The 13,828-nt window shown below is 61.9% G+C and carries 8 protein-coding genes; 5 read left to right on the top strand and 3 right to left on the bottom strand.

The features are described from left to right. The first annotated feature begins 49 nt into the window (after positions 1–49). Together ACPS74_RS13640 and ACPS74_RS13635 are read left to right on the top strand one after the other, a co-directional pair. A complete protein-coding gene (locus ACPS74_RS13640) occupies positions 50–1,507 on the top strand; it encodes a glycosyl transferase family protein (RefSeq protein ID WP_029648131.1) in 1,458 nt (485 codons plus the stop codon). Positions 1,508–1,674: 167 nt separating this feature from the next. Further along, positions 1,675–3,546: a CHASE3 domain-containing protein gene (locus ACPS74_RS13635; protein ID WP_029648130.1), complete on the top strand. Its 1,872-nt coding sequence runs from the start codon at positions 1,675–1,677 to the stop codon at positions 3,544–3,546. A gap of 71 nt (positions 3,547–3,617) precedes the next feature. On the opposite strand, the gene ACPS74_RS13630 is transcribed toward ACPS74_RS13635, so the two are convergent. Further along, on the bottom strand, positions 3,618–5,054 hold the full coding sequence (locus ACPS74_RS13630) for a SagB/ThcOx family dehydrogenase (protein WP_029648129.1): 1,437 nt from the start codon (positions 5,052–5,054) through the stop codon (positions 3,618–3,620). Position 5,055: 1 nt separating this feature from the next. Further along, the gene (locus tag ACPS74_RS13625) at positions 5,056–7,323 is read right to left on the bottom strand and encodes a TOMM precursor leader peptide-binding protein (RefSeq protein ID WP_029648128.1); all 2,268 of its coding nucleotides are present in this window, start codon (positions 7,321–7,323) and stop codon (positions 5,056–5,058) included. Positions 7,324–8,367: 1,044 nt separating this feature from the next. Here ACPS74_RS13625 and nikR point away from each other — a divergent pair. Beyond that, positions 8,368–8,835, top strand: coding sequence for a nickel-responsive transcriptional regulator NikR (gene nikR / locus ACPS74_RS13620; protein WP_029648127.1), 468 nt, complete (start codon positions 8,368–8,370; stop codon positions 8,833–8,835). Between the two features lie 126 nt (positions 8,836–8,961). After that, on the top strand, positions 8,962–11,382 hold the full coding sequence (locus tag ACPS74_RS13615) for a TonB-dependent receptor (RefSeq protein ID WP_029648126.1): 2,421 nt from the start codon (positions 8,962–8,964) through the stop codon (positions 11,380–11,382). 6 nt (positions 11,383–11,388) lie between these two features. Here the strand turns inward: ACPS74_RS13615 and ACPS74_RS13610 are convergent, their stop codons facing one another. After that, entirely contained in the window at positions 11,389–11,526 is a 138-nt protein-coding gene (locus tag ACPS74_RS13610) for a BrnA antitoxin family protein (RefSeq protein WP_239754955.1), read from the bottom strand. 196 nt (positions 11,527–11,722) lie between these two features. Here ACPS74_RS13610 and dnaG point away from each other — a divergent pair, with 196 nt between their 5' ends. Further along, positions 11,723–13,627, top strand: a complete 1,905-nt coding sequence (dnaG, locus tag ACPS74_RS13605; RefSeq protein WP_029648125.1) for a DNA primase — start codon at positions 11,723–11,725, stop codon at positions 13,625–13,627. The last annotated feature ends 201 nt before the right edge of the window (positions 13,628–13,828 follow it).

The following is a 13,828-nucleotide window of genomic DNA, read 5'->3' as shown; positions in this document are numbered from 1 at the left end:
CGCGCTCGATCTGCCGAACACGCGAGGCTGACGAGCTGAGGGACGACGGATGTTTGACCTGACGGACGCCACGGTCGCTTATGTCGACGCGCTGGTGGGACTGTTCTTTGTTTTTGGCGTCGCGATTATTCTTTATAGCCTCGACGATGTGTTCGTGGACATTATCTACTGGGTTATGAGATTTTCAGGAACGATTCGCGCCGAACGATCTCAGCTTTCTGAACAGGCGCTGCTTGAACAGCCGCAACGCCCCCTCGCGGTCATGGTGCCGGCCTGGCGCGAAGAGGCTGTCATTTACGAAATGTTGAAGACCAACGCCGTCCATTCCGCGACGACGGTTTTCTTTGTCGGCGCCTATCCGAATGATGCGGCGACTCAGCGGGAAGTGCTCAGGGCGGCGGCGGAACGCCCAGAGAATATTCGTCTCGTGATTGGTCCGCATAACGGGCCGACGACGAAAGCCGATTGCCTCAATGCGATCATCGCGGAAATCGGCGAATATGAGAAAACCGCAAACATAAAGTTTGAAGGCTTTGTGCTCCACGACAGTGAGGATGTCATCCATCCGCTGGAATTTCCGTTGTTCAGCGCGCTGATCGCCACCTTCGATTTCATTCAGATCCCCGTATACTCCTTTCGGCGCACGCTCCTTCAAATGACGGCGGGCACCTATATGGATGAGTTCGCGGAGTTTCATAATAAGGATCTGTTTGTCCGGCAGCGTCTTACAGGCATAGTTCCGTGCGCCGGCGTGGCGGCCTGCTTTAGCCGGAGAGCGATCGAAGCTCTGAAGTCCTGGCGTCGGGGCGAGGTGTTCGACCCCATCGCTTTGACGGAGGACTACGACGTCGCCTTCGCCATGAAGTCGCTTGGCCTGAAAGCCGCGTTCGCTCTCAATGAGGCCCCCTATACGCTCGATATTCCGCGGGGCGCCGATCAGGTGCAACGGATCGCGGAGCCGCTTGCGATCGCGACGAGAGAAAATTTTCCGAGCGACTACCGAGCCGCCTACCGCCAGCGCGCACGCTGGCTTCTGGGAATCGGGTTCCAGGGAGCCTCAAAGCTCGGCTGGGGAAATACGCTGACCGAGAAAATCTTTTTTCTACGCGATCGCAAGGGCATCCTGTCCGGCATCATCGCGGTCGTGGCTTATTTCCTGGCTTTCAACGCTGTCGCGATCCTTGTCCTTGGAACTTTGAGCGAAGAATGGCGTATCGCCGGCTATGCAATGCTCGACCCTACACTGCGGGTCGTGTTCTTCGTGAATATCCTGTTGCTCATCAACCGGCTCGTTCAGCGGATGATCTTTACGAGATCGATCTACGGGTTCGGCCAAGGGTTGATGGCGGCGCCGAGGGTCGTTTTCTCGAACCTCATTAATTTCTCCGCGGGGTTGCGCGCGCTCTATATTTTCGTTTGGCGCCATAAAGCGCGTGGGGAACCGCTGAGTTGGGACAAGACGAGCCACACCATTCCCAATCATAATGTTGAAGCGGCTCAGACTTGAATTGAAGAGCGCACGGTTTCGGGGCCGAGATAAGCCAGTCCCCCTTTTTTCAAGCATAACGATTACGCCTAATACGGAAGGACGGCGCGCGGGCCGGGTTGAGCATTTTGACAAGGACTGTTCTTATGTAAATTAATGGCGTCGCCTGTTTGGCGAGGTCCTGGAAAATGACAGTAACGGTTACGCTTCCGAAAAGGGCCGTGTCATGGGCCATCTTCGGATGTCTGATTGCGGCGATCGGCGGCGCCGCTATTTCGCTTCAAAGACAGGTCGCGGCGCAAACATGGGTCGAGCACACGCTCTATGTGCGCACGGCGCTTCTGCAAACCCTCTCCACCCTTCAGGATGCGGAAACCGGCCAGCGGGGGTTCTTGCTGACGGGCGACGAAATTTTTTTGGAGCCCTTCCGTAACGCCGATCGAACCATCGGCGAGCGTTTGGGCGCCTTGGAGCGGACTATCCTCGACAACGAAGTGCAAATGCAACGATTGAAACGTCTGCGTTCCGTCGTCGCAGACCGACTGGCTGCATTGCAAAAACGCATCCAAGAACGCGGCGCCATGCCGGACGCGACATTGGCCGATCGTCTTAAAGTCGGAAAACGTCTCATGGATGAGGCGCGCGGCATCATCGCCGAAATGCTCGCCGATGAAGAACGCCTTTTGACGACGAGAAACGCCGAAATGCGTTGGACGGTGACGTCGACGCAAATTGGCGTTGCAGGCGCTCTCCTGTCAGCGGCTCTCCTGGGTTGGGCGACCCTCAAAGACCGACAGAGGCAGGTCGCCGAACTTCAGACGGCCAATGTCGCGCTTCGAATTGCGCTCAAGCAGGCCGCCGAGCAAAGCGAGCGGCGGGAGCGCGTGGAAAGCCAACTCAGGCAAGCGCAGAAAATGCAGGCGGTCGGGCAGCTTACGGGCGGCTTGGCGCATGACTTCAATAATATGCTTGCGGTCATCGTCGGTTGCCTCAACCTCCTGAAGCGCAAGATGGCGCGCGGCGAGATCGACAAGGATAGCTTGATCGACAAGGCCATGGAATGCGTCGATCGCGCAGCAGCTTTGACTCATCGCCTCCTCGCCTTTTCGCGTCAGCAGCCGCTCACGCCCCAAACCGTGGACGCCAATAAGTTGGTGGGCGGCATGGCGGAGATGATCCGGCGCACCCTTGGCGAATCCATCAGTGTCGAGACGGTTCTCGCGAGCGGGGTCTGGCGGATCCACGTCGACCCCAACCAACTCGAGAGCGCGATATTGAATCTGGCGGTCAACGCCCGCGATGCGATGAACGACGAAGGCAAGGTGACGATCGAGACCTCGAACGCTTACATCGACGACAATTACGCGCGGGAACACGCCGAAGTGAAGGAGGGTCAATACGTATTAGTCGCCGTCAGCGATTCCGGAACCGGCATGCCGCCGGAGATCATCGCCCAAGCCTTTGAGCCGTTCTTCACCACCAAAGGCCCTGGCAAGGGAACGGGGCTCGGCCTCAGTCAAGTGTTCGGTTTCGTCAAGCAATCGGGCGGACACATCAAAATCTATTCGGAGATTGGCCAGGGCACGACGGTCAAGATCTATCTGCCACGCTTCGTTGGCGAGGGAGAAGTCGCCGGTCCAAGGCGTGAGCCGAGCGCCGCCGGGATGGCTTTCCGAGGTTCACCCGAGACGCTCATCCTCGTCGTCGAAGACGAGGATCGGATGCGGAGCATCGCGGTCGCAATGTTCCAAGATTTGGGGTACAGCGTGCTCGCCGCGGGGAGCGCCGTCGAGGCGCTTGCGCTTATAAACGCCAATCCTGATATCGATCTGCTGTTCACCGACATTGTCATGCCGGACATGAACGGTCGCGCGCTCGCGGAAGAGGCGCTGCGCCGTCGCCCCGATCTGAAGGTGGTGTTTACAACGGGCTTCTCGCGGAACGCTGTGATCCATAATGGCGTGCTCGACCGCGGCGTAAATTTCCTGCCAAAGCCATTCTCGATCGAGCAGTTGGCGCAGAAGGTCGGCGCGGTTCTTGGAGTTATGGAGACGACCTGAAGGCGCCCTCGACGCCAGTCATTGGACGATTCCTGACCGCCCGATCTGTCAGTCGCGCTGGCGACGCGCGGTCAATCGGCGAGCGGCGTTGAATCGCTTTGAACGCCGCGTCCGATCGCGACTTGGCCGACCGACCCTTCAACGTGAAACGCGAGGCCCGTCATCTTCGCAAAGAGGTCGATATCTCCGACGCCGACCGCGCAGGCGCCGATCTCCATCTCCGTGGCCATCAGATAGAGCGTCTGCATCAGCACGCCGACGTGTTTCAGAACGAGCGCATAGGCGAAGCCGCTGTACTTCCAGGACACGCGGCTAAAACGCGCCGACATTGTAATCAGGATTTGCGGGCCTGCCGGCGCGCCCATGGCGAATTGCGCGTCCTCCAGCATGGCCGTGAGCCAATGCGCGTTCGTCTCGATCAAAACAAGAGCGTGCTGGTTGGCGTCGTAATGATAGAAGCCGCGCGCCAGACCCTCACATCTGTCGACGGCGAGATAGAGCTCCAATTCGTAGCTCGCGCCGCCCGACGGATAGGGGCGAGGGGCGACCTCGGACTCATCTTCGTCTTCGTCAGTCTTTCGCTCTCGCGATATGATTCGTGCGGCGCCGTCGAGGAGCCGCGCCACCTCCGTCAGCGTGATCGGGCGCTGCTCATCGAAGACGCGAATCGAGCGTCTGCGCCGCAACAGTGTCGCAAAGGCCGAAGGCGGCGTGGTCTCAAGCGTCTTCAGGTCGATCGCCGGCCCAGGCCAGCTCGGCCGTACCGCGGGCGGCAGCGTTGCGAGATGCGCGTGGGCATAGATCCCGCCAGAAGGATTGGCGTGACGCCCGTTCGTGCTGCGGCTGTGGAACAGCAGATCGTGGAAATCCCATAAGATGAGATCGTCGCCTTCGGCCGCACGAAGCGCTTTGTCGGCGCCCGGACCGGGCGTGAACAGAATCTGGCTATCGAGGAGCAGCGCCAGCAGCTCGGTTCCCGCAAAGTCGGCCAAGGCGCAAAGCTCTCTCACCGTGCGCGCCTCCGACAGATGCGCGATCATTGCTGCAACGCTAGGATCGCACAGTCGGAAGAGCGCCATGGCGCGCGGCGACTCGAGCACCATGTCGGCGCCGCGCCGCCGAATATAGGCGAAGCGCGACAGCGCCAGAGCGCGATCCTCGTCGAGTTCGATCATCCGTGGCGCATAATCGCGCATCTGCGGTTCGATAACGATGAGATCGGGACCGTTCGGCGCGCGGGCCAGGCGATATTCCACGAGTCCGTAAAGCGCCAGTCTTCGGACGAGTTCGCTCATCTCGTCGTCCGGCTCGCCATCGAACGCCACACCCGTGTCGAAGTCGGCGGCGCGCTCTGTGACATCGGCGCCAAACTTTCCGAACTCCACGTTCCGACCATCGAAAAGGGCCGTGAGCCCGCCCGCGGCGTTACGCTCGAGCGCGACGCCAGGATTGAGTCGCGCGAAGAGCCGTGCCGGCGGCGGGGGCGGTTGGGACGTATCGCTAGGCAAGTTAGGTGCGGGGGAACAAGGGATTGACGTCGGCTTCGCGCACCGGCCGCTTGCGCAGACCCAGCGCGATGGGCACGTCGTAGAGACGTCCAGGGCCGAAGCGGCGATAGAAATGCCGCAGTCCCGGAACGATCACCCGGACCACCGGCACGTCAATGTCAGGGCGCGTCTGATCGAGGACGAGGAAATCGTGCCCAGCCCGCGCGGCGAGCTTAACGCAGGCCAGCACCTGGTCGCGGCCGTCGAGTTGGGCGAAATTCTTGAACCGCGACCGCCCGAAGGACGCCTTGCCCTGCGGCCGCATATAGGCGTGCTTGCGCAGCGGCAGAGGGTCGCCCCCATAATCGTCGTCGGGCCCGAGTTCGGGACGGCCGCCGAGGCTGTCGATGGCGAGAAACTGGTTGAGCTCGGTCATGGCGCGCAGCGTCGCGATCCTTGGATCGAAATGCGCGCCCGCTGCGACTTCGATATATTCCCGTCCGTTCTCAGTCCAATGGGCGACGGCGACGACGACGGGAATGCCAAGATCGCTCGTTATGTCCAGCGCCCAGACGTCGCGGCCCATCCTCGCGAAGACGGCGCGGAGGTCGCGCACATAGCTGTCGCCGAGCTTGTCGAGATCGATCTCCGGACGACGCAGACGGTTGTACCACCAGATCGCATAGGCGTCCCGCTCAACGAGTTCGAGGAAACCCTGAATAATGGCTTCCTCGATCGTATTGCCCGCCGCGCAACCGTTCGAATCTGCGCTGATCTGATTGGCGCAGCCGGACTCGTGGAAGAAATACAGAAGGCCGGTGGGAACGTATTTGAAACATTCGTCGCGCAGCGACCACACGGGCGACCATTCCGTCTCTGCGGCGGGATCGAAGCGCTGTGCGCCCTCGCCGCAGCCGCCGCTTTTCGCGCCCTGCTCATATTGCGCGTCGCTATAGAGCAGGATGTCGTTGGGCAGGATCGCCTCGCCGGCCGGGAAATCGGCAAATCGTCGGACGGTCCTGATCTCGTCACCCTGGAAAATCCCGCAGTAGCGCTCGATCGCCTCCATCAGCGCGCTGGCTTCGCCCTGTTCGGCGACGCTGCCCTTGCCATAGCTGTCTCCGCTCAGCCCGGCCTGAAGGGCGTCGACGGTTTCGGGGCGCGGTGAAAAATTATGTCTGGCGATGAAGCTCGCGTCGAGCGGCTGTTGGCTCTTGATCCGATCGAGATGCGATACGACGCCGGTCAGCGGGCTCACATGCTTGCGATTGCGCGCAAGCGTGTCGCCCGGCGCGACCGATCTGTAGCCCCCGCTCGTCACGACGCTCGCGCTGCCGGCATGCAGCGGGATGGGCGTGGGCGTTCGCGCGGGATCGCGCAGCTCGGGGTCGCCGCAGCTTGGGCATTGCGGCCGGGCCGGCACATAGTGACGTGCCACCGTCGAGCCCATCAGGTCCAGGCTCACGATGTGCTCGTGCAGATCGGTGCGGAAGCCGCTGGCGATCGCCTTGGCGATCTCCGCGGCGGCGATGCCAGCGCCGCTCAGGCCGAGCGGATTGGCGCCAAGCGGCGAAACAGCGACGCAGCGCGCCTCCTTGCGGCCGAGGAACGCTTTGACCTGTCGATTCCAGTTCATGCGATCGGCGAGGCATCTCCAGCAGGCGCTCTTGCCAGGGCTGAAAATCGGGCCGACCAGCGGGAAAACGCCGGAAGGCTGCACCAACAGCCAATCCTGCTTCGCCTCGAGCCGCCGGCGGTTGAACTCCGCGAGATGACCTTCAAGATAATCGCCGACCAAGGCGATGGTCAGATCGCCCCCGCGCTTCACGACCTTAACGCCGAAAACGTCCAGCGCCTTCTCCAGCTCCCGCGCGCCGCCGATCCCGATGGCTTCGATCTGAACCGAAACCTTCTGCAGATTTTTCGCGGCGACTTCCGGCTGCAAGCCGAGACTCGCCCAATAGGCCGCCGCGACGCCATCGGATGCGCCCGCCGGGACGACGAAGCGGCGATCGAATAGTCGCTTGAACGCCTCGTCTATTGAGTCGACGGGAAACTGTGCGGACAGCGCCTGACGTATGGCGTGGGTGTCCTCGCCTGCGCCGATCCTCTCCGCCAACGCGCAATAGAGTGCGCCTCGAAGGAAAAACTTTCTGTCCTCCGAATAAAGGCAGACAGCGTCAGGCGGCAGGACATAGACAGAAAAATTTGGCGCGAATCGTAGGGCGTCGCCTAACCGCTCTTGTGAAACCGGCTTCGGCGCAAGCGGTTTAGATACGTCAATTGTCATTTGGCTGTCGCGCGCTCCCCGTCTCGAGGCGCCCAGCGCGACGAGATCGCTCGATTACAGGATCAGGGAGACGAACACAGGCGCGCCCGGAACACAGAGATGCGTTCCACACGACGTGGCTGCGCTTCACCTCGCCCCAAGGCATCGACCCGAAGCGCTTGCGGCCGAGCGGAGCGTCCGCTCAGCCGTCAAATGTGCAGCGGTGCGTTACCAGCAACCGCGGCAGCCACAGCCGCGACAGCCGCAGCCCCTGCAGCCGCGACAGCCACAGCCCCTGCAGCCGCGGCATCCGACCCACCACGCAACCTGCTCGGTCTTCACCGCCGGCGCTTCTTCGCGATCGAAAAGGCGGAACGAATTCAGCCCCACGTCGAACACTTCCTGTTCGCGGAGGTCGATCGTGCGCGTCCGGCTTGTCGTCGGAGCCGTCGAAGCGTCAGCAGGAGAACTGTCGACGCAGGCAGCGCCCGCGAGCGACAAAGATACACCCATCACGCCCAGAGCTTTCTTGCCCCGACGTTTGTTCTGTGGGTTGTCCGATGAGCGCGCCATAGACTCCTCCCAAAAAATATCAAAACCACACCGGTGCAGACAATAGCGTCCATCGCGCGCTGGTCAATACTCATCCGGTAAATGGCGAGCCCGAATGTCTCGACGATAATCGATGGAGTGAAGCCAGCTAAGCATGCGCCCGCCAAAGCCTCCACGCGTATCTTCAGATCACATGGTTAACGTCACGGACCGGCTCGCCGGAATATGATCGCAAGCAATCTGCGTAGAGACTCTTTGGGAACGCGTCGCGCGCGCATGACGCCAGGAAATTGCAGGAGCCATAAACGGTGGCGAAACGCATGCGAGGTCACGCCCTAGAGAAACAAGTTAGCCGCAGAACCCCAAGGCGTCGGCGCTTTAGCTAACGGCCGACTTCAAACCGCGACGGCCATTGGCGGCCGATGCGCCTTAGCGTAAGAAATAGTGGTCGCGCTTGCCCGACTTTTTGCTGGGTTGAACGCTTGGCGAGGCGCGAACAGCCGGAGCCGTCATATGCAGCGCGTAACGATAACGATCGACGAAGAACTGATGAGCGCGCTCGATCAGTATATGGAGGCAGGCGGCCATCGAAATCGCTCCGAAGCGGTTCGCGATCTCGTCCGCGCCGGGCTGCTGAAAACACCCGAAGCCGATGACAGCGCCCGCCCCTGCATGGCGGCGCTCGTTTACGTCTACGACCATGAGACGCGACAGCTGTCGAAAAAACTGATGCATGACCATCACTCTCACGCCGATATGTCGATCGCGACGCTGCACGTGCACATCGATGAAGCGACCTGTCTCGAAGTGTCGCTGCTTAAGGGCCAGAAGACGGATGTCGAGCACTTCGCCGGCCATGTGATCGGCGAGCGCGGCGTTCGATACGGGCAGCTCGTTGTCTTGCCGGCGGATCTCGAGCAAGGCGAAACGCCCCACGTCGATCGTCACACGACCGGCCGCCACCCGCACCATTCCAGCTAGAGCGCGTCGTCTGTGGCAAATCGGCAACGCTTTCGGCAAATTGCATTGAGCCAATTGACCCAACGCATCGCGTAAGACAATTTTCAAAAAAAATCACAATAACGCGCATGCACGGGAACCCACGAAATGAGCCGCCGCCGTCTCGCGACCTCCGTCTCCTCCGTCGTCGTCGGCCTCGTTCTTCTGGACGCGGAAGCTTTCGCGCATACGATTTCCCTGCCGAAAATCGACGTCGGCGGGCAGCGGCGCACCGTGACCGTTCCGCATGTGCACACGCCATCGGGAACGCGCATCGTCAGTTCGACGCGTCCGTCGCCGGTCGCCCCCGCCGTCAGTCGCCCCCCAGCTGAGCCGTCGGGACCACAACCGCCGCCAATCACCTCGTCGAGCGAGAAATTCTTCACCGGCAAGGAGGTGAACGCGCTGCCCTTCAAGCAGCCCGGCGAGGCGCTCGAAATTGTGCCCGGTCTCATCGTCACGCAGCACAGCGGCGACGGCAAGGCCAATCAATATTTCCTGCGCGGCTTCAACCTCGATCACGGCACCGACCTCGCGCTCTATCTCGACGGCATGCCGCTCAATATGCGCACCCATGGTCATGGCCAGGGATACGCGGACGCCAATTTCCTTATTCCTGAACTTCTCGCCTATGTGCTGGCGCGCAAAGGGCCCTACGACGCGCAGGACGGGGACTTCTCCTCGGCCGGCTCGATTTACATGCAGTATAAGGACAAAATCGACAAAGGCTTTTACCAGGTCACCGGCGGAAGCTTCGCCTACGCGCGGGCGCTGGCCGTCGTGCCTTATAAGGATTTCGCCGGAGGCTCCGCCTACGGAGCCGTCGAGGCGCAATATTACAACGGACCCTGGGAGCGCGGCGACAATCTGCACCGGATCAACAGCGTCCTGCGCTGGGCGCGGGGAACGCAGCTCGATGGCGCCGCCGTCACGTTTATGGGCTACGCCAACAAATGGTATTCAACTGACCAGATTCCGGAGCGAGCGGTCTATAGCGGGTTGAAGTCGCTCTGGGGGACGCTGGACCCAACTGACGGCGGCGACACCACCCGCTTCTCGCTCTCTGGCCGCTGGAGCCAGACTGAGGGCAATCACGCCTCTCGCGTCGAACTCTATGTCATGCATTCGACGCTCGATCTCTACAACAACTTCACCTACTACCTCGCCAATCAAAACCTTGGCGACCAGTTCCGCCAATTCGATCGGCGGACCATGGTCGGCGTCAACGCCGAGCATGCGATCAAGTGGGACAGTTTTGGTCTTCCAGTCCAGACCCGCGTCGGCCTGCAAAGCCGTTACGACGACATTCGACTCGGCCTGCAAGACAGTTTTCGTCGCACGCCCTATGACACGGTGCGCAACGATGCGGTCGGCGAAGGCAGCGTCAGCGTGTGGACGGACACGACGGTGCAGTGGTCGCCATGGCTGCGCACGGTGACGGGCGGCCGCTTCGACTATTACAACGCCAACGTCAATTCGCTGCAGAGCCTTCTTGGCGCCCCGGTGATCGCGACCAGCGAGGGGCTGCCGGCCTTCCTCTGGACGGGGCCGTTCAACAGCAACTCGAAGGACGCGTCGCTGTTCAGCCCCAAGGCCTCGATCATCGTTGGGCCTTTCCAAAAGACGGAACTCTATTTCAACTATGGCGAAGGTTTCCATTCCACCGACGCGCGCGGCGCCGTGCAGAGCTTCTCGGCTTCCGAACTTTCCGACACCGACGGCTTTCTTGGAGTCTCCTCCATTCCACTTCTGGTGAAGTCACGCGGCGCGGAGATTGGCTGGCGCACCAAATATATCGAAGGACTTGATTCGAGCATGAGCTTCTTCTGGCTCAATCTCGATTCCGAGAACCAGTTCGAGGGCGACAGCGGCACCACGGTTTTCGGCCGACCGAGCCGCCGTTACGGCATCGAATTCGCCAATCATTATCGGCCGGTCTCGTGGATCAGTTTTGACGGCGACGTGGCGCTGGTGCATGCGCGCTATCGCGGCGTGGATCAGCTGCAGGCGTTCGGCTGGCTCGATCTGCTCACGCCTGAGGCTCTGCCCTATGGAACGTTCCTAGGAAACGCGCCGGGCAATTACCTGCAAAATTCCGTCGGCATTACAGCAATGGGCGGCCTTGAAATCGGCGAAGCGACAGGTTGGTTCGGCGCGCTGAAATATCGCTATATCGGCTCTCGCCCGCTGACCGAAGACGGCTATCTCCAGTCTCCTGTGACAGGCACCTTGAGCGCGCGGCTCGGCTATCGCTGGGCGGACGGCTGGCGGCTGCAGGTCGACGCGTTCAACGTGTTCAATTCACGGTCGGATCAAATCACCTATGGCTATGGCTCGCTGCTGCCGACCGATCCGCTGTATTCCGCATGCGTCAATGGCGTCGCGCCGGGCGCGGTCTGCGGCGTCGGGGTGATGGACCGGCATTTCAAGCCGCTAGAGCCCACAGCCGTGCGTCTGACGTTCAGCGGGCCGCTGAACTTCGATGCGCTGCCTGATTTCTCTGCTCCTTTGCGAGTCGTGCCGGACTAGCCGCGCTCAACCCGCCTTGCGCTGCTTCACATAGCTGCGCAGGACGGCGTTGATGCGCCGCTGATAGCCCGGGCCTTGCGCCTTGAAATAATCGATCAGGTCTTGATCGAGTCGGATCGAGATCGCCTGTTTTCTAGGAGGCACGACGACTTCCGCCTGGCTCCAGTCGACGGCCTCAACTCCGCCCAATCGGGATCGGCGGCGACGGCGGCGTCAATTTCCGCTTCGGTCATTTTCTGTCTCAACGTTATCCTCCGCTATCTGGCCGTGAGTCGGGCGGGCGAACCGAATGATCCTGGTGAATTCGCGCCCCGCCGCAAAGGAGTGCTAGGGAGAGCCGATGCGCTTTTCCCCTTCCTTCCTCGATGAGATACGGGCGCGCCTGCCCGTCTCCGACGTCGTGCGCCAGAAGGTCAAGCTCAGGAAGGAAGGCAGGGAGTGGCGCGGCCTGTCGCCCTTCAACGCCGAAAAGACCCCCTCCTTTTACGTCAACGACCAGAAGATGCGCTGGTTCGACTTCTCTGCGGGCAAAAACGGCAACATCTTCGATTTCGTCATGGAGACGGAGGGGCTCTCGTTCCCCGAGGCGGTGGAAAGACTGGCGGCCCTCGCGGGGCTCCCCCTGCCCGTCGAGACAAAAGAGCAGCAGGAACAGGATCGACGGCGCGCGACGCTTGGCGAGGCGCTGGAGGCGGCGGCGGTCTTTTTCGAAAAGCAACTCGCCGGCGCCGCAGGGCGCGAGGCGCGCGCCTATCTCGACCGCAGACAGATTTCCCTGGCCGCGCGCGAAAAATTCCGCTTGGGCTTTGCGCCGCCCGAGCGCCATGCGCTGCGCGATCACCTCGCCGACAAGGGCGCAAGCGTCGAAACGATGATCGAGGCGGGCCTGCTCGTTCATGGCGAAGATATCGCCGTCCCCTACGATCGCTTCCGCAATCGGGTGATGTTTCCGATCTGCGACCGCGCCGGACGGGTCATCGCCTTTGGCGGACGCGCACTGGAGGCGGACGCCCAGGCGAAATATCTCAACTCCCCCGAGACGCCGCTCTTTCACAAGGGCGCAACGCTCTACAATCTGCATAACGCCCGCAAGACGGCGCATGAGGCCGGCGCGGTGATCGCCGTCGAGGGCTATGTCGACGTCATCGCGCTGGCCGCCGCGGGCTTCCCCAACGCGGTCGCCCCCTTGGGCACGGCGCTGACGCCGGAGCAATGCGCCCTGCTCTGGCGCCTGGCGGAGGAGCCGATCCTCTGCTTCGACGGCGACAAGGCGGGATTGAAAGCGGCCTTTCGGGCCGTGGATACGGCGCTGCCGCTGATTGGCCCCGGGCGCTCGCTGCGATTCGTCCTTCTGCCGGACGGCCAGGACCCTGACGAGCTGCTGCGCTCAAGCGGGGCCGAGGCGCTCGCGGACGCTTTGAACCACCCCCTGCCGCTCGTCGATCTCCTGTGGATGCGCGAGACCGAATCGGCGACGCTGGATACGCCCGAGCGCCGCGCCGCGCTCGAGCGGCGGCTGCGCGAGATTGTCGGTCAGATCGGCGATGACGACCTGCGACGTCATTACCTCCAGGAGCTGGCGCAGCGGCTGGAGCGCCTCTTCGGCCGAAATCGGCGCGGCCAGTTTCGACGCCCGGACGTCCCGCGGCGAGGGGCGAGCGGTCGCCGGCGCGCTTCCGACGAGGGCGCCTTGACCATTGGTCCAGGCCTGGCGAATTCGCCGCTGTTTCGCGGCGTCAAGTCCGCGATTGCGCCGCGCGAGGCGCTTATCCTGTTGATCCTGATCAACCATCCGGATCTCATCCACTCTCGCGCGGAGGATCTGGCGACGCTTGATCTTGAGTCCGCCGACGCGCGCGGCTTGCGTGATGCGCTCCTGCGGTTCGCCGAAAGCGGCGCGGCCGACAAAGCTGAGCTTCACCTTTTTTTGGCGTCGCTTGGTCTTTCGCGGACCGTCGCCCGGCTCGAGGCGATGGCCGCCCATTCGACTCTGTGGAGCGTGCGCCCCGAGGCTGCGGCGGCGGACGCCGGCGAGAGCCTGCGACAGGCTTTCGCCTTGCATCGCAGATCATTGGCGTTAAATAGAGAGTTGCGCGCGGTGCAAGCGCTGCTCGCCGACAACCCCAACGAGCGGGATCATGCGCGGCTGAAGGATATTCAGACCCAGTTGTCGGCGCTTGAGGGCGCGGAAGCAGCGGTGGAAGGGTATGGGTCACTTTCCGGCCGGCCATCGCGCAATTTGTGAATTCGCATGGGTTGGCGCCGTGGCGAAGAGGGGATGGAAGACGCGCCGCTAGGGGGCGGCGCAAAGGTTTTTTCGTGGTCGGTCGGGCTTTTTTGGTCCGCTCGCCGCGCCTTGGCTTAGAGAGGGCCGGCCTCTCTGGCTTATTTTAGAAAACTTGCGCCTTGCCTGGTTCGGGGAAAGCCGATCCGGGGCGAGGCGTTT

Source organism: Methylocystis sp. SB2 (assembly GCF_049817085.1).
GTDB lineage: Bacteria > Pseudomonadota > Alphaproteobacteria > Rhizobiales > Beijerinckiaceae > Methylocystis > Methylocystis rosea.
This window is presented reverse-complemented; position numbering and strand designations above follow the sequence as displayed.

What these genes read in the sequence shown, in the direction of transcription:
- ACPS74_RS13615 (WP_029648126.1), top strand. Translation starts at nt 8,962, where the DNA reads ATGAGCCGCCGCCGTCTCGCGACCTCCGTCTCCTCCGTCGTCGTCGGC.
- nikR (WP_029648127.1), top strand. Translation starts at nt 8,368, where the DNA reads ATGCAGCGCGTAACGATAACGATCGACGAAGAACTGATGAGCGCGCTC.
- ACPS74_RS13635 (WP_029648130.1), top strand. Translation starts at nt 1,675, where the DNA reads ATGACAGTAACGGTTACGCTTCCGAAAAGGGCCGTGTCATGGGCCATC.
- ACPS74_RS13640 (WP_029648131.1), top strand. Translation starts at nt 50, where the DNA reads ATGTTTGACCTGACGGACGCCACGGTCGCTTATGTCGACGCGCTGGTG.
- ACPS74_RS13625 (WP_029648128.1), bottom strand. Translation starts at nt 7,323, where the DNA reads ATGACAATTGACGTATCTAAACCGCTTGCGCCGAAGCCGGTTTCACAA.
- dnaG (WP_029648125.1), top strand. Translation starts at nt 11,723, where the DNA reads ATGCGCTTTTCCCCTTCCTTCCTCGATGAGATACGGGCGCGCCTGCCC.